The 21,668-nt window shown below is 61.2% G+C and carries 25 protein-coding genes; 7 read left to right on the top strand and 18 right to left on the bottom strand.

Going from position 1 to position 21,668, the window contains the following annotated elements:
- Positions 1–2: 2 nt before the first annotated feature.
- Positions 3–896 carry a DNA ligase gene (locus IBX54_RS01380; RefSeq protein WP_296540867.1) on the bottom strand — a complete coding sequence of 298 codons (894 nt, stop codon included), beginning with the start codon at positions 894–896 and terminating at the stop codon, positions 3–5.
- Between the two features lie 33 nt (positions 897–929).
- On the bottom strand, positions 930–1,487 hold the full coding sequence (locus IBX54_RS01375; protein WP_296540866.1) for an HNH endonuclease: 558 nt from the start codon (positions 1,485–1,487) through the stop codon (positions 930–932).
- A 169-nt stretch (positions 1,488–1,656) separates the two neighbouring features.
- Here IBX54_RS01375 and IBX54_RS01370 point away from each other — a divergent pair, with 169 nt between their 5' ends.
- Genes IBX54_RS01370 through lspA form a run of 3 tightly spaced genes read left to right on the top strand, consistent with a single transcriptional unit; the run spans position 1,657 to position 6,024 of the window.
- A complete protein-coding gene (locus IBX54_RS01370) occupies positions 1,657–2,643 on the top strand; it encodes a bifunctional riboflavin kinase/FAD synthetase (protein WP_296540865.1) in 987 nt (328 codons plus the stop codon).
- The gene (gene ileS, locus IBX54_RS01365; protein ID WP_296540864.1) at positions 2,633–5,524 is read left to right on the top strand and encodes an isoleucine--tRNA ligase; all 2,892 of its coding nucleotides are present in this window, start codon (positions 2,633–2,635) and stop codon (positions 5,522–5,524) included. The genes IBX54_RS01370 and ileS overlap by 11 nt, the downstream gene beginning before the upstream one ends.
- Positions 5,524–6,024 (top strand): signal peptidase II, encoded by a 501-nt coding sequence (gene lspA / locus IBX54_RS01360; RefSeq protein WP_296540863.1) that lies wholly within the window; start codon positions 5,524–5,526, stop codon positions 6,022–6,024. The genes ileS and lspA overlap by 1 nt, the downstream gene beginning before the upstream one ends.
- A gap of 206 nt (positions 6,025–6,230) precedes the next feature.
- Here the strand turns inward: lspA and IBX54_RS01355 are convergent, their stop codons facing one another.
- Complete coding sequence (locus tag IBX54_RS01355; protein ID WP_296540862.1) at positions 6,231–7,226, bottom strand: quinone oxidoreductase; 996 nt, start codon at positions 7,224–7,226, stop codon at positions 6,231–6,233.
- Between the two features lie 109 nt (positions 7,227–7,335).
- Here IBX54_RS01355 and IBX54_RS01350 point away from each other — a divergent pair, with 109 nt between their 5' ends.
- A complete protein-coding gene (locus tag IBX54_RS01350) occupies positions 7,336–8,241 on the top strand; it encodes a DMT family transporter (protein ID WP_296540861.1) in 906 nt (301 codons plus the stop codon).
- A 254-nt stretch (positions 8,242–8,495) separates the two neighbouring features.
- Here IBX54_RS01350 and nadA read toward each other — a convergent pair whose 3' ends face one another.
- The 6 genes from nadA to IBX54_RS01320 all read right to left on the bottom strand — a co-directional run bounded on the left by nadA (position 8,496) and on the right by IBX54_RS01320 (position 12,868).
- Entirely contained in the window at positions 8,496–9,617 is a 1,122-nt protein-coding gene (gene nadA / locus IBX54_RS01345; RefSeq protein WP_296540860.1) for a quinolinate synthase NadA, read from the bottom strand.
- A gap of 42 nt (positions 9,618–9,659) precedes the next feature.
- Positions 9,660–10,538: a carboxylating nicotinate-nucleotide diphosphorylase gene (gene nadC / locus IBX54_RS01340; protein ID WP_296540859.1), complete on the bottom strand. Its 879-nt coding sequence runs from the start codon at positions 10,536–10,538 to the stop codon at positions 9,660–9,662.
- A gap of 31 nt (positions 10,539–10,569) precedes the next feature.
- Positions 10,570–11,595, bottom strand: coding sequence for an NAD(P)H-dependent glycerol-3-phosphate dehydrogenase (locus IBX54_RS01335; protein ID WP_296540880.1), 1,026 nt, complete (start codon positions 11,593–11,595; stop codon positions 10,570–10,572).
- A gap of 50 nt (positions 11,596–11,645) precedes the next feature.
- A complete protein-coding gene (gene secB / locus IBX54_RS01330) occupies positions 11,646–12,113 on the bottom strand; it encodes a protein-export chaperone SecB (RefSeq protein ID WP_296540858.1) in 468 nt (155 codons plus the stop codon).
- A gap of 71 nt (positions 12,114–12,184) precedes the next feature.
- A complete protein-coding gene (gene grxC / locus IBX54_RS01325) occupies positions 12,185–12,445 on the bottom strand; it encodes a glutaredoxin 3 (RefSeq protein WP_296540857.1) in 261 nt (86 codons plus the stop codon).
- 15 nt (positions 12,446–12,460) lie between these two features.
- On the bottom strand, positions 12,461–12,868 hold the full coding sequence (locus tag IBX54_RS01320; protein WP_296540856.1) for a rhodanese-like domain-containing protein: 408 nt from the start codon (positions 12,866–12,868) through the stop codon (positions 12,461–12,463).
- A gap of 97 nt (positions 12,869–12,965) precedes the next feature.
- Here IBX54_RS01320 and gpmA point away from each other — a divergent pair, with 97 nt between their 5' ends.
- From gpmA to IBX54_RS01305, 3 genes are all read left to right on the top strand, one after another.
- Positions 12,966–13,709: a 2,3-diphosphoglycerate-dependent phosphoglycerate mutase gene (gene gpmA, locus IBX54_RS01315; RefSeq protein WP_296540855.1), complete on the top strand. Its 744-nt coding sequence runs from the start codon at positions 12,966–12,968 to the stop codon at positions 13,707–13,709.
- A gap of 81 nt (positions 13,710–13,790) precedes the next feature.
- Positions 13,791–15,263, top strand: a complete 1,473-nt coding sequence (locus IBX54_RS01310; RefSeq protein ID WP_296540854.1) for a S41 family peptidase — start codon at positions 13,791–13,793, stop codon at positions 15,261–15,263.
- Positions 15,264–15,271: 8 nt separating this feature from the next.
- On the top strand, positions 15,272–16,039 hold the full coding sequence (locus IBX54_RS01305; RefSeq protein ID WP_296540853.1) for a molybdopterin-synthase adenylyltransferase MoeB: 768 nt from the start codon (positions 15,272–15,274) through the stop codon (positions 16,037–16,039).
- Positions 16,040–16,043: 4 nt separating this feature from the next.
- Here the strand turns inward: IBX54_RS01305 and IBX54_RS01300 are convergent, their stop codons facing one another.
- The 9 genes from IBX54_RS01300 to IBX54_RS01260 form a co-directional block, all read right to left on the bottom strand.
- A complete protein-coding gene (locus IBX54_RS01300; RefSeq protein ID WP_296540852.1) occupies positions 16,044–16,529 on the bottom strand; it encodes a thermonuclease family protein in 486 nt (161 codons plus the stop codon).
- 7 nt (positions 16,530–16,536) lie between these two features.
- Positions 16,537–17,364 (bottom strand): DUF429 domain-containing protein, encoded by an 828-nt coding sequence (locus IBX54_RS01295; RefSeq protein ID WP_296540851.1) that lies wholly within the window; start codon positions 17,362–17,364, stop codon positions 16,537–16,539.
- Positions 17,365–17,367: 3 nt separating this feature from the next.
- Positions 17,368–17,790 carry a BLUF domain-containing protein gene (locus tag IBX54_RS01290; RefSeq protein ID WP_296540850.1) on the bottom strand — a complete coding sequence of 141 codons (423 nt, stop codon included), beginning with the start codon at positions 17,788–17,790 and terminating at the stop codon, positions 17,368–17,370.
- Between the two features lie 2 nt (positions 17,791–17,792).
- The gene (folE, locus tag IBX54_RS01285) at positions 17,793–18,494 is read right to left on the bottom strand and encodes a GTP cyclohydrolase I (RefSeq protein WP_296540849.1); all 702 of its coding nucleotides are present in this window, start codon (positions 18,492–18,494) and stop codon (positions 17,793–17,795) included.
- A 104-nt stretch (positions 18,495–18,598) separates the two neighbouring features.
- Complete coding sequence (gene clsB, locus IBX54_RS01280; protein WP_296540848.1) at positions 18,599–19,810, bottom strand: cardiolipin synthase ClsB; 1,212 nt, start codon at positions 19,808–19,810, stop codon at positions 18,599–18,601.
- An 8-nt stretch (positions 19,811–19,818) separates the two neighbouring features.
- Positions 19,819–20,553 carry an endonuclease/exonuclease/phosphatase family protein gene (locus IBX54_RS01275; RefSeq protein ID WP_296540847.1) on the bottom strand — a complete coding sequence of 245 codons (735 nt, stop codon included), beginning with the start codon at positions 20,551–20,553 and terminating at the stop codon, positions 19,819–19,821.
- Positions 20,550–21,029, bottom strand: a complete 480-nt coding sequence (gene nudB, locus IBX54_RS01270) for a dihydroneopterin triphosphate diphosphatase (protein WP_296540846.1) — start codon at positions 21,027–21,029, stop codon at positions 20,550–20,552. Before nudB ends, IBX54_RS01275 begins: the two co-directional genes overlap by 4 nt.
- Position 21,030: 1 nt before the next feature.
- Positions 21,031–21,348: a CcdB family protein gene (locus IBX54_RS01265; RefSeq protein ID WP_296540845.1), complete on the bottom strand. Its 318-nt coding sequence runs from the start codon at positions 21,346–21,348 to the stop codon at positions 21,031–21,033.
- Entirely contained in the window at positions 21,348–21,629 is a 282-nt protein-coding gene (locus IBX54_RS01260; RefSeq protein WP_296540844.1) for a prevent-host-death protein, read from the bottom strand. The genes IBX54_RS01265 and IBX54_RS01260 overlap by 1 nt, the downstream gene beginning before the upstream one ends.
- Between the last annotated feature and the right edge of the window lie 39 nt (positions 21,630–21,668).

The following is a 21,668-nucleotide window of genomic DNA, read 5'->3' as shown; positions in this document are numbered from 1 at the left end:
TGTTATTGTGGCTGCACCCGCATGAACGAGGCAAACCGGGGCAGCCCGTTGGGCGTGCGGCTGCGGTAACGGTAGGTCACGGTGGCGCCCACCGGGGGCGGGTCGGCGCGCTCGGCGTCGCTGAACCCCGTGCCCAGGGCAAACTGCTGGCCGTCGGGCATGACCAGCAACAGGGCACCCATGCGCCCGGCATGCTTGCCCTTGCCCGGCAGATGCGCCACCACCCGCGCCTCTTCATCGGGCATGGGTTTGAGTTTGAGCAGGGCATCGCTGCGCCCAGGTGACCACAGGGCGTTGGCGCGGTGCAGCACCAGGCCTTCGCCGCCTTCCTTGACCGTTTGATTCAGCAAGGCCTGCAGGCTGTCAGCATGGCTGACCTGTGTTTGCGCCACCGCTTGCAGCCAGGGCTGGCGTGCCTGCGCCAGTATTGCGGTGATGCGCGCCGTGCGTTCTGCAAACGAGCCCACGGCACCGGGCAAGTCAAAAATCATGTAGCGCAGTTGGCGCCACTCGGCCTCCACGGGCACTTTTTTGCGCACCGTGCCAGAGAGTTCGTCAAAGCGGCCCCGGCCCAGCCACAACTCGCCGTCCAGCGGTGTTTTGGGCAGCCCGGCGGTAAACCAGCCGGGCGCGGCAATGGGCAGCCCGCTGCGAAACCGCAAGTTGTGGCCATCCCAAACAGCGCGCACGCCGTCGAGCTTCTCACTCACCAGATAGGGTTTGGGGTCCAGGCCCGCTGGCCAAAGTTTGGCGTGCATGAGCGCGGGCTGCGCGGCGGTGCCGACCACTTGAGCCGCCGCAGGTGCCGCGCTGGCCGACCAGGCGCTCGTGGCAAAGACACTGCCCAGCAGCACACACAAGGGCGTCATGCGCCAGATCAATCGCTGATTCATCATTTTTACTCCCTGAAACCAACCTGCACAAAAGTATCAGGCCGCCAAACGTGATGACTTGGGCACGTGCGCCATCAAGAATTCCATTTGATCCGCCAGAATGCGGCGATTGCGCAAGATAAAGTCTTCCCACAGACTGGGCACGTAAGGCGTGTAGCGCAGCGGCATATGGGCCTGCTCGGGCGTGCGATGGCTTTTGCGGTGGTTGCAGGGGCGGCATGCCGTGACCACGTTCATCCAGTTGTCGATGCCGTTTTGGGCAAAAGGAATGATGTGTTCGCGCGTCAGGTCATGCTCGTCAAACAAATCGCCACAGTAGGCGCACAGGTTGCGGTCGCGGGCAAACAGTTTGCTGTTGGTCAGGCCGGGTTTGAGTTCGAACGGGTTGATGTTGGGCACGCCCTTGGTGCCGATGATGCTCGAGATGGTGATGATCGACTGCTGGCCCGTGCGGGCGTTGTGACCGCCATGAAACACCGCCACCTGGCCACCCATTTCCCAGCGCACATCTTGGGCGGCGTAATGAATGACCGCTTGTTCAAGCGAAATCCACGATTGGGGCAAGCCCTGGGCTGACAGTTTCAAGACTTTCAAAACACGACTCCTGAAAAGTACGCAATCCGAACAAACCTTTGCAGCGCAAACGGTGCCAGCAAGGCGAGCCATGCGTGCATCCAAGGCACAATATACTCCCTTTCAATGTCGAATTAACGTCAAGCGCTTTGACAATATGCGCGCCATGCTATCAAATCAATATCAAATAATGAAGATTTATCGCGGCTTCAAACATCCTGAGATCGCGCCGGCTTGTGCCTTGACGATTGGCAATTTCGACGGCGTGCACCGTGGCCACCAGGCCATGCTGAGTCTGCTCAAGGGCGAAGCGCAGCAGCGCGGTGTGCCCTGTTGCGCCTTGACTTTCGAGCCGCATCCGCGCGACTTTTTTGCCGGCCTTACGCGAAACCCCGCTTTGGCGCCGGCGCGCGTGGGTACGCTGCGCGACAAACTCATTGACCTGGCGCAATGCGGTGTTGATCAAACGGTGGTGCTGCCGTTTGACGCGCAGCTGGCCAACCTGTCGCCGCAGGCTTTCATCGACCAGGTGTTGTTGCAAGGGCTTGGTGCCCGGTATGTGCTGGTGGGCGACGATTTTCGCTTCGGACAGCGCCGTGCCGGCGACTACGCCATGCTCGATGCCGCCGGACTCAGGCAGGGCTTTGACGTGGCCCGCATGAACAGCTATGAGGTGCATGGCCTGCGGGTGTCGAGCTCGGCCGTGCGCGAGGCGCTGTTCGAGGGCCGCATGGCGGACGCCACCCGCCTGATGGGCCACCCCTACCGCATCTCGGGCCATGTGGTGCATGGCCGCAAACTGGGCCGCAGCCTGGGCTTTAAGACCCTGAACCAGCGCTTTGCCCACTGGAAGCCTGCGGCCAGCGGCATCTTTGCGGTGCTGGTGCATGGTTTGGCCGAAATCCCGTTAATGGGCGTCGCCAATCTGGGCATCCGCCCGTCGCTCGACCCCAGAGACGTCAACGGCGGACGGGTGCTGCTGGAAACCCATTGCCTGGACTGGCCCGCCCACTTGGGCGCCGAGGGTGCCTACGGTAAAATTGTGCGCGTGGAACTTCTCCACAAACTGCACGACGAACTCAAGTACGACTCCCTGGACGCTTTGACCGCTGGCATCCGCCAGGACTGCGATCACGCCCGTGCCTACTTTGCCACCTTGCCCCACCATGACAACTAACACCACAGACGCTGGCTCCGCCGGCAAAGCCGATTACCGCAGCACGCTGAACCTGCCCGACACGCCATTCCCCATGCGCGGCGACCTGCCCAAGCGCGAGCCGCAATGGGTGAAGCAGTGGGAAGAACAAGGCCTGTACCAAAAGCTGCGCGCGGCCCGCTGCGGCTGTCAGAAGTTTGTGCTGCACGACGGCCCGCCCTATGCCAACGGTGCCATCCACATGGGCCACGCTGTCAACAAGATTCTGAAAGACATGATCGTCAAGGCGCGCCAGCTCAAGGGGCTCGATGCCGCGTATATTCCCGGCTGGGACTGCCACGGTCTGCCGATCGAAAACGCCATCGAGAAGAAATTTGGCCGCAAGCTCGCGCGTGACGACATGCAAGGCAAAAGCCGCGCCTACGCCACCGAGCAAATCGACCTGCAGCGCCAGGACTTCAAACGTCTGGGCGTGCTGGGCGATTGGGATCACCCGTACCGCACCATGGACTTCAAGAACGAGGCCGACGAGATTCGCGCCTTCAAGCGCGTCATCGAGCGTGGTTTTGTTTACCGGGGCCTCAAACCCGTTTACTGGTGTTTTGACTGTGGCTCCAGTCTGGCCGAGTTCGAGATTGAATACGCCGACAAGAAGTCGCAAACGCTGGACGCGGGCTTTTTGTGCGCCGAGCCGGCCAAGCTGGCCGCAGCCTTTGGCCTGAGCGCGCTGGCCAAAGACGCCTTTGCCGTGATCTGGACCACCACCGCCTGGACCATCCCGGCCAACCAGGCGCTCAACGCGCACCCCGAACTCACCTACGCGCTGGTCGATACCGAACGTGGTCTGCTGGTGCTGGCGCAAGACCTGGTCGCCGCCTGCCTCGAGCGCTTCGGCCTGAGCGGCAGCGTGCTGGCCACCGTCAACGGCAAGGCGCTGGGCGGCATCAACTTCAAGCACCCATTCGCCCATGTGGACGCAGGCTTCGATCGCCTGAGCCCGGTGTATCTGGCTGACTACGTTAGCGCGTCTGACGGCACCGGCATCGTGCACTCGGCGCCTGCCTATGGCGTGGAAGACTTCAACAGCTGTGTGGCGAACGGCATGGCTTATGACGACATTCTGAATCCGGTGCAGGGCAACGGCACGTATGCGGCAGACTTCCCACTGTTTGGCGGCCAGCACATCTGGAAAGCCTGCCCTGTCATCATCAACACGCTGCGCGAGGCCGGTCGGCTGTTTTGCACCACCGACATCACCCACAGCTACCCGCATTGCTGGCGCCACAAGACACCGGTAATCTACCGCGCCGCCGCGCAGTGGTTCATTCGCATGGACGCGGGCGAGGGGGTCTTCACCAAGGACAAGGCGCCCGACACGCTGCGCAACATGGCACTCGCCGCCATCGAAGAAACTGCTTTTTACCCGGAAAACGGCAAGGTTCGGCTGCGCGACATGATCGCCGGGCGGCCCGACTGGTGCATCAGCCGCCAGCGCAGTTGGGGCGTGCCGCTGCCCTTCTTTTTGCACAAGGACTCGGGGGATTTGCACCCGCGCACCATGGAGATTCTGGACCTGGCCGCAACAATGGTCGAGGCCGGTGGCATCGAGGCCTGGAGCAAGGCCAGCACTGAAGAGATTCTGGCGCAAGTGGGCTGCGCGGGCGATGCGCCACACTACACCAAGAGCAGCGACATTCTGGAAGTCTGGTTTGACTCGGGCACCACGCACACCACGGTGCTCAAGGGCTCGCACGCGGGCGCGGGTCACGAAAGCGGTCCCGAGGCCGACCTGTACCTCGAAGGTCACGACCAGCACCGTGGCTGGTTCCACTCGTCCCTGTTGACCGCCTGCGCCATGTACGGCCGCGCGCCCTACAAAGGCATCCTGACGCACGGCTTTACGGTGGACAGCAAGGGCCACAAGATGAGCAAAAGCGCTGGCAACGGCGTTGACCCGCAGGAAACCAGCAAGAAGCTGGGCGCCGAAATCATCCGCCTGTGGGTGGCCGCCAGCGACTATTCGGGCGACATTGCCGGCGACGACAAAATTCTGGCGCGCGTGGTGGACACCTACCGCCGCATCCGCAACACGCTCAAGTTTTTGCTGGCCAACACGCAAGACTTTGACCCGGCCGTGGATGCCGTGCCGCTGGATCAGCTGTTGGAGATCGACCGCTACGCGCTGAGCCGTGCAGCGCAACTGCAGGCCGACATCCTGGCGCATTTTGAGGTCTATGAATTTCACCCGGTGGTGGCCAAGCTGCAGATTTATTGCAGTGAAGACCTGGGCTCGTTCTACCTCGATGTGCTGAAAGACCGGCTCTACACCACCGCGCCCAAATCACTGGCCAGGCGCAGCGCACAAACCGCGCTGTGGCAAATCACCCAGGCCATGCTGCGCTGGATGGCGCCGTTCCTGAGCTTTACCGCAGAGGAAGCCTGGGCCGTGCTGGGCACAGCCGGCAAGACACCTGCCGCCACGCGCGACTCTATTTTCATGGACCAGTATGTCGCCCTGGCTGGAGCCGACGCTGCGCTGTTGGCCAAGTGGTCGCGCATTCGCGAGCTGCGCGACGCGGTCAACAAAGAGATTGAAGTGCTGCGCGCTGACAGCAAGCTAGGCTCATCGCTGCAAGCCGAGGTCAGCTTGACGGTCGGTGCTGACGACCACGCGCTGCTGGCGAGCCTGGGCGACGACCTGAAGTTTGTCTTCATCACCTCCGCCATCGACTTGCGCAGCGGGGATGCCCTGGCCATCGCGGTCAGCCCCTCGACCGGGGTCAAGTGCGAGCGCTGCTGGCACTACCGCGACGACATCGGTGCAGACAGCACCCACCCCACGCTGTGTGGCCGCTGCATCAGCAACCTGTTTGGCTCCGGGGAAACCCGCACGGTGGCCTGATGGCGCGCCAAACCTTCGGCGCGTCCAAGGCCAGCGTGCTGGGCTGGCTCGGCTGGGCCGTGTTGATTCTGATCGCCGACCAGTTCACCAAGGTGCTGATCATGGGCTATTACCAATTGGGTGACAGCACTGCGGTCACCTCGTTCTTCAACATTGTGCGGGTGCATAACAGCGGCGCTGCGTTTTCTTTTCTGGCCGGCGCCGGCGGCTGGCAGCGCTGGTTTTTTACCGCCATTGGTGTCGGGGCGGCATTGTTGATCGTGTGGATGCTGAAAAACCATGCCGGTCAAAAATTGTTCGCCTTTGCCCTTGCCAGCATTCTGGGCGGTGCCGTGGGCAATGTGATTGACCGCGTGATGTACGGTTATGTGGTTGATTTTCTTGACTTTTATTGGCGCGGCTGGCATTTTCCGGCCTTCAACGTGGCCGACAGCGCCATCACTGTGGGCGCCGCCTGCCTGATCCTTGACGAACTGCTACGCGTGCGGCGCGGGCGCTAAAGCTTATTGCGTTTCCAAATCACTTGTGTCCAAGCGCCTGGGCGGCAGAGCTTTCTGCTGCGTGTCCCCCGCCCTGCGGGCTCCTCCTTTTACCTGCGCAGAACGCTCTGCCGCCCAGGCTCCCAGGCTCCCAGGCGCGCAGCCGCAGACAGTGCTGTCGCACGACAAGGCGAAGCAACAACGACGCGGATGATTTAGAAATGGAATTACAAGGTCAGAATGCTGCAAGCGGTGGTCTTGCGCGCTTCCAGGTCGCGGTGCGCCTGTTGCACGTCTTCAAGCTTGTAGCGCTGGTCGATGTGAATCTGCACCTTGCCGCTGGTCACGGCTTCAAACAGATCGTCAGCCATGGCCTGCGTGCTCTCGCGGCTGGCAATGTGGGTAAACAGGGTTTGCCGCGTCAAATACAGTGAGCCCTTGGGCCCAAGGATGCCCGGCGCAAACGGCGCCACCGGCCCGGAGGCATTGCCAAAGCTGACCATCAGGCCAAACGGCGCCAGGCAGTCGAGCGACTTGTCCCAGGTGTCTTTGCCGACCGAGTCATAGACCACCTTGACGCCTTTGCCACCGGTAATTTCCTTGACGCGCGCCAAAAAGTCTTCGGTGCTGTAGTTGATGACAAAGGCCGCGCCATTGGCTTTGGCCAGCGCGCATTTGGCGTCTGAGCCCGCCGTGCCGATCAGCTGCAAGCCCATCGCCTTGGCCCATTGGCAGGCAATCAAGCCAACACCACCGGCGGCGGCGTGAAACAGCACAAAATCTCCCGGCTGTAAACCGCCCAAGGGCTGGTTTTTTTTGAGCAAATACTGCGCCGTGAGGCCCTTGAGCATCATGGCGGCACCGGTCTCGAACGAGATGGCATCGGGCAGCTTGCAGACGCATTTGGCTGGCATCACGCGCACATCGCAATAGCTGCCCGGCGGCTGGCTGGCATAAGCGGCGCGGTCACCCACCTTGAGGTGTGTCACGCCCTCGCCCACTGCTTCGACCACTCCGGCGGCTTCCATGCCAAGCTGCTGCGGCAGCGTCATGGGGTACAAGCCGCTGCGCTGATAGACGTCGATAAAGTTCAGCCCCACCGCGTGATGGCGAATGCGAATCTCGCCGGGGCCGGGCTCACCGACCGTCACGGTCACCAGTTTGAGTTGTTCCGGCCCGCCGTGTTGGTCGATGCGAATGGCGCGTGAGGTGCTCGTTGTCATGGTTTGAATTCCTGAAAAGTTGAATTTGCAAGATATTGCCATGATTTGGCAGCGGTCGCTGTCGCGAGTGCATCAGGCCACGGCAAATGCCTTGTTACAGTCTTTCCCCATGCACGCCAAACTCAACCCCAGCACCCTTGTGTTATTGACCCTGCCACCCATTTTGTGGGCCGGCAATGCTGTGGTGGGGCGCATGATTGCGCCACTGATCTCGCCCATGACGCTCAACCTGCTGCGTTGGGCCATCGCCTTTGCGCTGCTGCTGCCACTGGCCGCGCCGGTGTTGCGCCGGGGCAGTGCCCTGTGGCAGAGCTGGCCGCGTTTTGCCATGCTGGGCATGTTGAGCATTGGCGGCTACAACGCGCTGCTGTATTTGTCACTCAACACTTCCACGCCAATCAATGTCACGCTGGTGGGCGCCAGTATGCCGGTCTGGATGCTGTTGATTGGCCGGGTGTTTTTTGGCATGCGCATCTCGGGCAAGCAATGGCTGGGTGCAGCGCTGTCGATCGGCGGCGTGATGCTGGTGCTGAGCCGGGGCCAGCTTGACGTGCTGTTGCAGGTGCGGTTGGTGCCGGGCGATATGTACATGTTGCTGGCCTCGGCCGCCTGGGCTTATTACAGCTGGATGCTGGCGCACCCGACCACCGAGCCCACTGAAATCAGACGCGACTGGTCGGCCTTTTTGCTGGCGCAGATTGCCCTTGGGCTGGTCTGGTCAAGCCTGTCGGCAGGGGCGGAATGGGCCTTGGGCCTGGGACGGCTGGATTTGAGTTGGGGCCTGGCTGCGGCTTTGCTGTTCGTGGCCCTTGGCCCTGCCCTGCTCGCTTACCGTGCCTATGGCGCTGGCGTGGCACGCGCTGGCCCGGCAGTAGCCGGATTTTTCATCAATCTGGTGCCTCTGTTTACAGCGGTGTTGTCAGCGGTCTTTTTAGGGGAATTGCCGCACCTTTACCACGCGCTGGCGTTTGTGCTGATTGTGGGCGGCATCTGGGTGTCAGCATCACGGCGCTGACCGTCAGGAAGACAGAGTTCAGTCAGGACGTTCTGGTGCTTGTGATGGGTCAATCGGGGTAAGGCGCGGGGCCTCAGACGCGCTTCGCTTTGCGACATCGGCCCCACGCCTTACCCCGATTGACCTGATGCGCCTGGGTTTGGCGAGCCACGAAACTGAAGCAGAGCGGTTGCGCAGTGGGTGGGGCGCCGATGTCGCAAAGCGAAGCGCGTCTGAGGCGCTCCCCAATGCCCCCAGAGTGCAAACAAAAGAACTCAGGCGGCCCCGATATTGGGCACCAGACTGCCGGCGTCATGACCGCCTTTGAGCGCCGAGGTGAACGCCAGCATGCGCTCGATCGGCAAGCGCGCGCGCGGAATGATGACCGGGTCAACAAACACCTCGTTGGCGCCGGTCTCCAGCACGCGGGCCACGTCAGCCAGGCTGTTCATGGCCATCCAGGGGCAATGGGCGCAGCTCTTGCAGCTGGCGCTATTGCCCGCCGTGGGCGCTTCCAGAAACAGTTTGCCCGGGTTGAGCGTGCGCAGCTTGTGCATCATGCCGTTGTCGGTGGCCACAATGAACACGTCAGCGTCCATCTCACGGGCCGCCTTGAGAATGGCCGAGGTGGAGCCTACCGCATCGGCCAGCGCCACCACCTCGGCAGGCGATTCGGGGTGGACCAGCACTTTGGCGCCCGGATGCTGCTGCATCAGGTGCTTCAACTCGCTCGCCTTGAACTCGTCGTGGACGATGCAGGAGCCGTTCCACATCAGCATGTCGGCACCGGTTTCGCGCTGGATGTAGCCACCCAGGTGGCGGTCGGGCGCCCACAAAATTTTGTGCCCTTTGTGCTTGAGCGCCCGCACAATATCGAGCGCGCAGCTTGACGTGACCAGCCAGTCCGAGCGCGCCTTGACCGCCGCACTGGTGTTGGCATAGACCACCACCGTGCGATCGGGATGGGCATCGCAAAAGGCGCTGAACTCGTCCACCGGGCAACCCAGGTCGAGCGAGCAGGTGGCGTCGAGGTCGGGCATCAGCACGCGTTTTTCCGGCGACAGGATTTTGGCTGTTTCGCCCATGAAACGCACGCCAGACACCACCAGCGTCTGCGCCGAATGGTCGCGGCCAAAGCGCGCCATTTCCAGCGAATCGCTGACCAGGCCACCGGTGGCCTCGGCCAGGTCCTGCAGGTCGGGGTGCACGTAGTAATGTGACACCATGACCGCGTTTTTTTCCCTGAGCAGGCGGCGGATTTTGTCTTTTAAAGCTGCCCGCTCCACGGGGCCGGGCTCAAGCGGCACCCGCGCCCAAGCGTGTTTGGTGGCGCAGACCGGGCCACTGGCATCGGCCTGCGGCTGTTCGTAATCGACTTCTTTCATGGCCATGTTCATGTTGCCTCCTGAGGCGCAAAAATCAAGGTGTCCAGCGGTCGTTTATAGCAGCTCGGTGGCAAAACGCATCGAAAAATCAACCGCCTTGATGTCTTTGGTCAAGGTGCCAATCGAAATGCGGTCCACCCCGGTGGAGGCAATGGCGCGCACCGACGACAGGTTGACACCGCCCGACACTTCCAGAATGGCGCGCCCGGCATTGAGTTGCACAGATTCATGCAACTGCGACAGGCCCATGTTGTCGAGCAACACCATGCTGGCGCCGGCATCGAGCGCCTCGCTGAGTTGCGCCAGGGTTTCGATCTCGATCTCGATAAAACGGGCGTTTGGTGCCACCCGCGCGGCCTGCTGCAGCACGGCGGTGACGCCACCGGCGGCGGCAATGTGGTTTTCCTTGATCAGCACCGCGTCATACAAGCCCAGCCTGTGGTTGACACCGCCGCCCACGAAGACCGCGTACTTTTGCGCCAAACGCAAACCGGGCAGCGTTTTACGGGTGTCAACAATGCGGGCGTGTGAGCCAGGCACATCGCAAATGGCCTGCACGTAGTCGCTGGTTTTACTGGCCACGGCACTGAGCAGTTGCAAGAAATTAAGCGCGGTACGCTCGGCCGTCAGCATAGCCCTGGCCTGGCCGTGAATTTCGAGCACCACCTGGTCGGCTTTGCAGCGATGGCCCTCGGGCACCAGCCAGGCGATATCGACCTCGGGGTCGAGCTGGCGCAAGGCGGCCTCAGCCCAGGGTTGACCGCAGATCACGGCGCTTTCGCGCGCCACCACGCGGGCTCTGGCGCGCAAGGTGGGGTCCACCAGACCAGCGGTCAGGTCGCCAGCGCCCACATCTTCCTGCAAGGCCCTGACCACATCGGCCCGGGCCAGTTCGGCAACAAAGGCGGGAGAGAAATCAGAATGAGCCGTCATGTCATGGTGTCCAGGGGTTGAAATGTCAAATTCAGGATGCCGCGTCAAGCTGCTCGACCGTGGGCTCGCGCCCCATCAAGTCGGCCACCGCCTGTTGCGGGGTCAACAAGCCGTCGAGCAAGGCCACCACCGCGTTGGCGATCGGCATGTCCACGCCAAGGTGGTTGGCGCGCTGCACCACGGTGCGGGCGCTGTAAACACCTTCGGCGACATGGCCGAGCGCGGCTGTTGTTTGCGCCAGGCTTTGCCCCTGCGCCAGCGCCAAGCCCACCTGGCGGTTGCGCGACAAGTCGCCGGTGGCGGTCAGCACCAGGTCACCCAGGCCGCTCAAGCCCATGAAGGTGCCGGGCTGAGCGCCCAGCGCCAGCCCCAGGCGCGTCATCTCTGCCAAACCCCGGGTGATCAGCGCGGCGCGGGCATTGAGCCCCAGACCCAGGCCGTCACACAGGCCGGTGGCAATGGCGAGCACGTTTTTGACGGCACCACCCACCTCGACGCCGACGATGTCATCATTGGCATAAACCCGCAGCGTTGGCCCGTGAAAGGCATTGACCAGCGCCTGGCGCACGGCGTCGTGGGCACTGGCCGCCACCAGCGCGGTGGGCTGACCCCGTGCTACTTCAAGCGCAAAGCTGGGGCCACTGAGCACGCCGGCTTGCAAAGCAGGCGCCACTTGTTCCTGCACCTCATGGGCCAGCAGGCCGACCTCAAAGGCAACCGGTGCCTCGAACCCTTTGCAGACCCAGGCCACGGGTGCCTTGCAAGCAGCCAAAACCGTCAGCATGGACCGAAGAGCCGCCATCGGCGTGGCCACCACCACCAGATCGGCGCTGTCGGTCAAAGCAGGCAGTTCGGCCAACTCTGCCGCACTAAAGGCCAGTTTGGGCGGCAAAGCCACGCCGGGCAGGTAGCGCTGGTTTTCATGCTGCGTTTGCAGCAAACCCGACTGCGTGGCATCCCGCGCCCACAGCGTTACCGCATGACGGTCCGGGTGCTGACTGGCACTGACTGCCAGCGCCGTGCCCCATGCACCAGCCCCAAGCACAATGATTTTCATCATGAGTCAAGTGTTAGCCGCTGCATCAGGAGCACGCCAGCGCAGCCAATTTACTGGGCCGGTGCGGGCTCAGCTTGAGCAGCCTGGGCAGCCTGGGCGCTCTGCTGTTGCTCGTACATGGCCTGGAAATTGATTTCCGACAGATGCACGGGCGGAAAACCACCGCGCTGGATCAGGTCGGCCACATTGCCGCGCAGGTAGGGATAGACGATTTGCGGACAGGCAATGCCCAGGATCGGGCCCATTTGCTCTTGCGGCAAGTTGCGCAGCTCAAAAATGCCGGCTTGCGTCGCTTCGACCAGAAACACGGTCTTGTCCTTGATTTTGGTTTGCACCGTGGCGGTCACCATCACTTCAAACACGCCCTCACCCACGGGTGCGGCGTTGACACCCAACTGGATATCAACCGTGGGCTGCTCTTGCTCCAGCAGGATCGCGGGTGAATTAGGCTGCTCCAGCGAGGCTTCCTTGAGATAGACACGTTGAATTTGAAAAATAGGGTCTTTGTTTTCAGCCATGGGGGGTCTTTCAGTTAAAAAATGAGACTTCCGCGCCAGTGATGGTGCGTGTAAATGTTGGCCGGATTATCTCAGGCGGCCTGCAGCAGCGGCAGCAACTCGCCACGGGCATCCAAAGCCACCAGATCATCGCAGCCGCCGACGTGGGTGCTGCCGATGAAAATTTGCGGCACGGTGCGCCGACCGGTGGCGGCCATCATCTGGTCGCGCTCAGCCGGGTGCTGGTCGATGCGGATTTCTTCAATGCCCTCGACGCCACGGGCCTTGAGGAGTTGCTTGGCGCGAATGCAGTAGGGGCAAAAGGCGGTGGTGTACATCTTCACGGATTGCATAAAATTTTCCTTTGTTCAGGCTTTTTCAACCGGCAAATTGGCCGCACGCCAGGCGCCCAGACCACCCGCCAGCGATTGCACATTTTCAAAACCCAGTTTTTTGGCGATGCCCAGCGCGCGGCTGCTGCGCGCGCCCGAATGACACACCAGAATCACCGGCAATGCCTTGTTCTTGACCGTGGCGACCAGCTTGCCCTCCAGTTGGCCCATGGGAATGTTTTTGGCGCCGATCACATGGCCGGCAGCAAATTCATTGGGCTCGCAAATGTCGATCACCACCGCTTTTTCGCGGTTGATCAGTTGTACCGCGCCATCGGGCGTCAAGGCACCCTGGCCGGCGCCTTTGATCATGGGCATCATCAGCATGATGCCCGCTGACAGGGCAACGGCAATCAACATCCAGTTATCAAGAATAAATTTCACGGGTAATTTCCTAGGTGAGGGACTTGTATCAAGCCCGGCATTTTAGAATGCAGCAGCGGCATTGCACCGACGCCCGCACTTATTCCTTTATATCAACATGCACAAACTCGTTTTGATTCGCCACGGCGAATCCACCTGGAACCTGGAAAACCGTTTTACCGGCTGGACCGACGTGGACCTGACCCCCACCGGGCTGGAACAAGCCATCTTTGCCGGGCGCCTGCTCAAGGCCGAAGGCTACGACTTCGACATCGCCTACACCAGCGTGCTCAAGCGTGCCACCCGCACCCTGTGGCACGTGCTTGACGAAATGGACCGCACCTGGCTGCCAGTGGTGAACAGCTGGCGTCTCAATGAGCGCCACTACGGCGCGCTGCAAGGCCTCAACAAAGCCGAGGTGGCCAAAGAGTACGGCGATGCGCAAGTGCTGATCTGGCGGCGCAGCTACGACACGCCACCGCCGCCACTGGAACCTGCCGACCCGCGCTGCGAACGCGGCGACCTGCGTTACGCCAAGCTCGCGCCCGAGCAGGTGCCGCTGACAGAATGCCTGAAAGACACGGTGGCCCGCGTCATGCCGTTCTGGAACGAAGCGCTGGCGCCAGCGATCCGGACGGGCAAGCGCGTGGTGGTTGCCGCCCACGGCAATTCGATCCGGGCGCTGGTCAAGTACCTCGACAATATCTCTGACAGCGACATCGTGGGCCTGAATATCCCCAATGGCATACCGCTGGTTTATGAACTCGACGACCAGCTAAAACCGATTCGCCATTACTATCTGGGTGACGCCGAAGCCGCGGCCAAGGCTGCCGCTGCCGTAGCGGCCCAAGGAAAACAGTAACTTTTGCGCCGCTGGGGAACCCCGACGCGGTGCTTCGCTCTAATCGACGCTTTCAAAAAGCTCACACGCTCTGGAATCACAATGGGATATAAATTGAAAGTCGCCGGCTGGATCTCGGTCGGCGTATTTGCCGGCGCATTGACCACCGTGTCCTTGCAAACGGTGGCGCGCGGCGCGCTGGCGCCCTTGCCGCTCGAAGAGCTGCAGCAGCTTGCGGCGGTATTCGGCATGGTCAAAACCAATTACGTCGAGCCGGTCGATGAAAAGAAACTCATCACCGATGCCATTGCCGGCATGGTGGCCGGGCTGGACCCGCACTCGGTCTATCTCGACAAAAAAGCGCTGCAGGATTTCAACGAAGGCACCACCGGCAAGTTTGTCGGCGTGGGCATCGAGATTTCCCAGGAAGACGGGCTCATCAAGGTGGTCTCGCCCATTGAAGACTCACCAGCCGACCGCGCCGGGCTCAAGCCCAATGACCTGATCGTCAAGATTGACGACACGCCCGTGAAAGGCATGACGCTCAACGAAGGCGTCAAGCGCATGCGCGGCGAGCCCGACACCAAGGTGATCTTGAGCATCTTCCGCAAGGACGAAAGCCGCACTTTTTCAGTCACCATCACGCGTGCCGAAATCAAGACCCAAAGCGTCAAGGCAAAAGTGATCGAGCCCGGCTACGCCTGGGTGCGCATCAGCCAGTTCCAGGAGCGCACGGTGGCCGACTTTGCGCGCAAGGTCGAAGACATTTACAAGCAGGAACCAAAGCTCAAGGGCCTGGTGCTCGACTTGCGCAACGATCCGGGTGGCTACCTGGATGCGGCGGTCGCTATTTCGGCCGCTTTTCTGCCCGAGAACGTGACCGTGGTGTCAGCCAACGGCCAGCTCGCCGACAGCAAGTTCACCTATAAGGCATCGCCGCGCTATTACCAGCGCCGCGGCGGTGCCGATCCATTGAAACGTCTGGAAGAAGTCACCCGCGGTGCACTCAAGACTGTGCCGCTGGTGGTGCTGGTCAACGAAGGCTCGGCATCGGCCAGCGAGATCGTGGCCGGTGCCCTGCAAGACCACCAGCGTGCCACGCTGCTCGGCAACCAGACGTTTGGCAAGGGCTCGGTGCAAACCGCCGTCTGCCTGGACCCGGCCTTCCGCATGGACAACTGCCCCACCGCCGCACTCAAGCTCACCACCAGCCGTTACTACACGCCCAGCGGCAAGTCGATCCAGGCCAAGGGCATCGTGCCCGACGTGATGGTCGATGAGTCGGCCGACGGCAACCTTTTTGCCGCGCTGCGCACGCGCGAGGCCGACCTGGAAAAACACCTGAGCAGCGGTCAGGGCGACGAGGTCAAGGACGCGGCGCGCGAGAAAGCGCGCGAAGAAGCCCGCATCAAGCTCGAAGAAGAAATGAAAAAACCAGCGTCCGAACGCCGCTTGCCTGAACTGGGTTCAGACAAGGACTTTCCCCTGACACAAGCCTTGAACCAACTCAAAGGTCTGCCTGTGATTGCCAGCAAGACACTGGTCGAGCGCACCGAAGAGAAAAAAGAGAACTAAGGCAAGGCATGACCGATGACGACCTGCTGCGCTATTCGCGCCACATTCTGCTCAACGAAATCGGGGTGGAGGGCCAGGAGCGCATTTTGGCGGCGCAGGTGCTCATCGTCGGCGCCGGTGGCCTGGGCTCGCCGGTAGCGCTGTACCTGGGCTCGGCCGGGGTCGGCCACATCACCGTGGTGGATGACGACACGGTGGACATGACCAACCTGCAGCGCCAGGTGGCGCACACGATGGACCGTGTTGGCAGCGCCAAGGTGCAGTCCATTCAGGCGGCCATTGCCCAGCTCAATCCGGGGGTCAAGGTGGCGGCGATTCAGCAACGTGCCGATGCTGCGCTGCTCGACCAACTGGTGGCGCAGGCAGACGTGGTGCTGGACTGTTGCGACAACTTTGCCACCCGGCACGCCATCAACGCGGCGTGTGTGACGCACAAGAAACCGTTGGTCTCGGGCGCCGCCATCCGCTTTGACGGCCAGGTCAGCGTGTATGACGCGCGCGACGCCCTGTCGCCCTGTTACGCCTGCGTCTTTCCACCCGAGGCCACTTTTGAAGAAACCCGCTGTGCCACCATGGGCGTGTTTGCGCCGCTGGTGGGCATCATCGGCAGCCTGCAAGCGGCCGAGGCGCTCAAGCTGATCACGGGTGCCGGGCAAGCTTTGAGCGGCCGCCTGCTGATGCTCGACGGCCGTGCCATGGAATTTACCGAGCTGCGCATCAGCCGCCATGCGGCCTGCCCGGTGTGTGCAACAGCGCACGCAGCGCAACCCGCATAGACGATCAACGCGGCGGCTGGCACGGGCCGTGGCGCTTGCGAAAGTCGCGCGGCAACTCGGGCGCGGGGGCGGCAAACAAACCCAAGCTCGCCGCCCTTGCAGCAGCCTCCTGCACCGCGTAAGGTCCTCGGCTGTTGTGCCAGCGACTCGACCAGGCGTGACCTGCACTGACCAGCGCCGCCCCCACATCGCGCTCATCGACACGCAGCCGACCCAGGTCGCGGCCATAGCTGTCCTGAAAATTCACCGTCACTTGCACGGCTTTGCCAGCCACCAGCTTGTGCAGCGCGTCGCGTGCAGCCGCGCCGCCCGCCTGACACAGCTCGGGGGCATCCAGCCCCAACAGTCGTACCTTTCTGGGCGCCGAGCCATCTGCTGGCCTTAGCCACAGGGTGTCGCCATCCGACACACGACTCACCACACCCGTCCAGACCGTGGCCTGCACACTGGCGGGCAACAACAAGCAGAAAACGATGAGTTTGCGCCACATAAGCAAGTTAGGCGCTGACGATCCAGCCTTCCAGCGGATCCAGGTCAATCGGCAAGCCGTACAACGCAGCGCCGGCGTCATGCTGTGTTTGCGCCCACGCTGCCTGTATCAGGCACAGCGCCGCGTCGAGCGCATCGCCGCGCGCATCATCGACCAGGGCGTCGCGTTGCGCATGGGACAGCTTGAGGCGCAAACCCAGCCGGGTGTTGCCTTGCTCCAGCGCCGTGATCAGGTCTTTGCGGGCAATCAGACGCTCGGGGGTCTGGCGTGCCTTGTCATCGGCTTTGTAGCTGCGCTGGCCCAGCACCTCGCGCGCCAGCATGCCGGGATAGGCTTCAAGCGCAATCTTCTGATGGTTTCCAGCATGCAAGCCAGGCAGCGTGACGCCGGCCTGAAGCAGCAGCGGCACCCCGGCGTGCAGCATGAATGCCACCGGCGGATTGACCCATTTCATGCTCGGGCTTGATCCCGCGGGCCCATCGGTGGCACGATGGGCGAACTTGCCGCCGACCGGGCGTGCATTGCAAAAGGCCGCGAAGGCCAGGCGGATATGGTCGCGGCTCAAGCTTGTGTAATGGGTCATGCAGGCCGCCCAGTCGGTCGGCCAGCCCAGCGTTTGCACCAGTTCCCGCGGTAAACCAAAAGGAAAATCAAAAGCGCCAACCCAGGCTAGCGGTTTCTTGAGCCAGTCGGAGAATGCCGCCAGCGTCGCAAAATGTTCCAGTCTGGTGAGCTGCACCTGCCCATGATGCAGGGTGCCTGAAGCTACAACAATGGGTTTTCTGGACGTGGGAGCGCTGGAAAAATCACAGCCCACCAGCACACTGGTGGGCACCGATCAGGCGCGGCCGATGACCGAAGCGGTGGCCATCAGCTCTTCGAGCAAGGCCAGCGAAACCAGACCCGAAACCGAATAGGGATCGAGCTCGGGCTTTTCTGCGTATTTGAGCAAAATGGACGCGTTGATGCGGGTCATGTTGACCTCGCCCATGGTCCAACCGGAAAAGCGGCGCTCGGAAATTTCTTCGTAATGCAGTAGCACCACGTCCTTGTGGCGCGGGTCGCGCTGGATGTGACCATACAGCTCGCTGACAGCCATGCGGCCACCCTCAATGGCTTGCAAAAAGATACCACCACCGTAACACAGAACACCGGTGACACCGGTACTGGGGTTGTGCGAGCGCGACTGCTGCAAAATGGATTCAATGGCCTCGGGGTTCGTATCAATGGCCCGGCTGGCGTACAACAAACGTACCAACATGGTTAACCTTTCTGGGGAATCAAAGACAAAAATTCACGGCGCAAGTTGGCATCTTTGAGAAAGCTGCCGCGCATGACCGAATTGATCATCTTGCTGTCAACGTCCTTGACGCCGCGCCAGCCCATGCAAAAGTGGCTGGCTTCCATGACGATGGCCAGGCCGTCGGGTTGGGTTTTCTGCTGGATCAGGTCGGCCAGTTGCACCACGGCTTCTTCCTGGATTTGTGGCCGGCCCATGACCCATTCTGCCAGCCGCGCGTATTTGGACAGGCCGATCACGTTGGTATGTTCGTTGGGCAGCACGCCGATCCATATCTTGCCCATGATCGGACAAAAATGGTGGCTGCAGGCGCTGCGCACCGTGATCGGACCCACGATCATCAGCTCGTTGAGGTGCTCGGCATTGGGAAACTCGGTGATCTCCGGCGCCTTGACATAACGGCCCTGAAACACTTCCTTGAGGTACATTTTGGCCACGCGTCGCGCCGTGTTGTCGGTGTTGTGGTCGTGCTCGGCGTCGATCACCAAACTGCCCAGAACGCCTTTCATTTTGTCTTCCACTTCGTCGAGTAGCAGCTCGAGCTCGCCGGGTTCAATGAAGTCGGCAATGTTGTCATTGGCATGAAAACGCTTGCGCGCGGCTTGAATGCGCTCGCGGATCTTCACCGAGACCGGTGTACCTTCTTCTGGGGGGGCTGAATTCATGGTTGTCGTTCACAGTGATTGGACATGAAAGGATGTTAGCAGTCTTTTTGACGTAAGGTTATTCGCCTTAAATACCTACAGAGCATGCTTTTTAAGCTATCAAATTAATACCGTTTTCCATGAATGAACAACAACACCCGCATGACCACATAAGCCACCCTGTCGAGCAAGCGCTGCACCAGAGGCCGACTGGCATAGTCGGCCGGATTTACCCGTGTGCCGTCAACCTGCATGGCATGCTCCAGACGCGCCTGCAAATTTTGCGCAAAGGCCGCGTCATCCACCACCACGTTGGCTTCGCGGGCCAGCAAAAGACTCAACGGATCCAGATTGGATGAGCCCACGGTGGCCCAATGGCCATCGATCACGGCCACCTTGGCGTGCAGAAAACTCGGCTGGTACTCGATGATCTCGACACCGGCAGCGAGCAGCTTGCCATAGACCATGCGCGCGGCATGGTACTGCATGAAGTATTCGTAGCGCCCCTGCAGCAACAAGCGCACCTGCACGCCGCGCTGCGCCGCATGAATCAGGCCTTGGCTTATTTTTCGGCCGGGCAAGAAATAGGCATTGGCAATGATGATGCCATTTTTCGCCTCGCCGATAGCCTGACGGTAGGCGCGCTCGATGCGGGTGCGGTGGCGCAAGTTGTCGCGCAAAACCAGGGCGGCCCTGGCGCCCACCGGGTTGCCATCCGCCGGCATCAGTTCAGCGCCGGTGAATGCGTCCGGGTCGGACTTGTTCGCCTCATGCAAGGCCTGCCAGGCCGCTGCCAGATCGCCCCGGCGCACAATGCGCGTGGCTTGCAAGCGCCACCAGAACTGAACCAGAGCGGCGTGCGCCGACTCCACCAGGGGGCCGGTCACGCGCACCGCAAAGTCGAATCGGGGCGCAGTCAAGCTGCCATGATTGGGGTCATAAAAATCATCCAGCACATTGATGCCACCACAAAACGCCACACGCCCATCGACCACGCACAATTTGCGGTGCAGGCGCCGCCAGCGCCTGGGAATGAGCAGACCAAACCCGCCCAGTGGCGAAAAAATTCGCCAGGCCACGCCAGCCGCCGTAAACCGGCTGGCCCAGGTCTGGCTCCACCTGTCGGTGCCTGCGCCGTCCATCACCACGAACACCTTGACACCGCGTTGCGCCGCCCGCTCGAGCGCTTGCGCCACATGCTCGCCGGAGGCCTCAACATTGAAAATATAGGTTTCCAGGCGAACTTCCAACACACTGCGATCGATCGCTTGCACCAGCGCCGGAAAAAATTCCTGCGAGCCTTGCAACAAATCGACCTGATGACCGGGCGCAAACATGCTGCGAATCAGCTGGCGGCCAAGGCAAATTCGGCGATCAAGGGCAAATGGTCAGACATGCGCGTCCAAATGCGCCCCTTGGGCACCATCAGGCCCATCGGTGTCAGGTTACGGGCAAACACATAATCGAGTTGCGTCAAAGGCAGGCGCGACGGAAATGTGGGTTGGCGTGCATTCCAGGCGTGCAAGCCTTCTTGGGCCATCGCCAGTTGCACGGTCTTGCCCCAGTCGTTGAAATCGCCAGCCACCAGCAGCGGGGCAGACTCGGGGATTTCACGCTCGATAAAGCGTTTTAACTGCGCCACCTGACGCACCCGGCTTGCCTTGATCAACCCGAGGTGTACCACCAGCACGTGCACCATTTTTTCATGGACGTTGAGCATGACGTGCAAAAATCCGCGCTGCTCCAGGCGGTGGTCCGACATGTCCTCATGCTGGTGCGACAACACAGGCCAGCGCGACAGCAGCGCATTGCCATGCTCGCCGTGGCGCGTGATGGCGTTGGTTCGGTACACCGCCTCGTAACCCTGGGGCGCCAAGAAATCGGCTTGCGCAAGTTCTGGCCAGAGCGCAAAGCGCTTGGCCTCGAGGCGGTTGGATTCCCGAACCTCTTGCAGGCAAACCACATCAGCGTCGAGCGATTCGACCGCGAGCCCCAGATTATGAATTTCCAGGCGCCGCGCCGGCCCGATGCCTTGCACGCCTTTGTGGATGTTGTAGGTGGCCACCCGGATGATGTTCATGGCAGACTTCGCCCTTGAAAAAAACGAGGCAACAGCAAACACGCTTCGGCGTTGGACGGCGAAAAGCAGGCCTCGGCCGCTTGTTTGTAGGGCAGCCATTGGTAGTCAGTGTGCTCTCGGGGGCTCAAACACACCGGGGTATCCGATGGCACCTGCAGGCCAAACAGGTGTTCGGTGTTGTGCATCACACCGGGCGCATAACGATGGCGCCAACGCGGGTAAATCTCGTACACATTTTCCAGTTGCCAGTCGTGCAGTTGGTCTGCCAATGCCGAGCCCGGGCGGCAGTCAATGCCGGTTTCTTCAAACACTTCGCGCCAGGCCGTTTGCGCAAACGACTCGGCCAGCGTGTCCTTGGCTCCGGTGACCGATTGCCAAAAATCGTCCGCATCGGCGCGTTTGATCAGCAGCACCTCGAGCGCCGGGGTGTGAATGACAACCAGCACCGATTGGGGGATTTTGAACGGGCGAGGCATGTCAAATACCAGACAGGACGGCGTCCAGCGCGGCGGCAATATCACCCGAGCGTGACTGCAAATTGGCAACCAGAGTTTTGAGCTGATTGGCAGCAACGGGTGCAGCCAAATGCGGTTGAATCGTCAGTGTTTCACCTTCAATGCGGACCACCGGGCACAAATTGAGCGGCAAGTGCGTCATGACCGCGCCGACGCGCGACAAAGGCAACACCAGGCGCGTTGGCAATTGGTCAATCAGGCCACTTTGCACATCGACCACGAACGGTACAAATTGACGTGATTGCCGCTGCGGATTGACATAAACGTCGTATTGCGCCATCAAGCTTCACCTGGCCAGGCCACCAAACCCGCACACCACAGGCCATGCGCTTCATGGTGGGCATTTTGTTCAGCAATCCAGTCTTTGTACTTTTCTTGAAAAGCGCGTTTGCGCTCTTCAAAGCTGACCGGTGGCTGCGCCTTTTGCAGTGCCTGAAAGGTGTCAAAAGAAACGATCACGCTATCGAGTCGTCCATCTTTTTCGATGAACACCGGCTCGCTCTTGGCTTTGGCACAAAAATAGCCAAAACGGTTTTTGGCTTCGGTAGCGGTGGTTTGCATGCTTGCCTCACAGGTTTCGATTGGCCATTCTAGCCATCA

The sequence above is a fragment of the Rhodoferax sp. genome (assembly GCF_014859475.1).
Taxonomy (GTDB): domain Bacteria; phylum Pseudomonadota; class Gammaproteobacteria; order Burkholderiales; family Burkholderiaceae_C; genus Rhodoferax.
The sequence above is the reverse complement of the archived record's forward strand: the minus strand, read 5'-3'. Positions and strand labels throughout refer to the sequence as shown.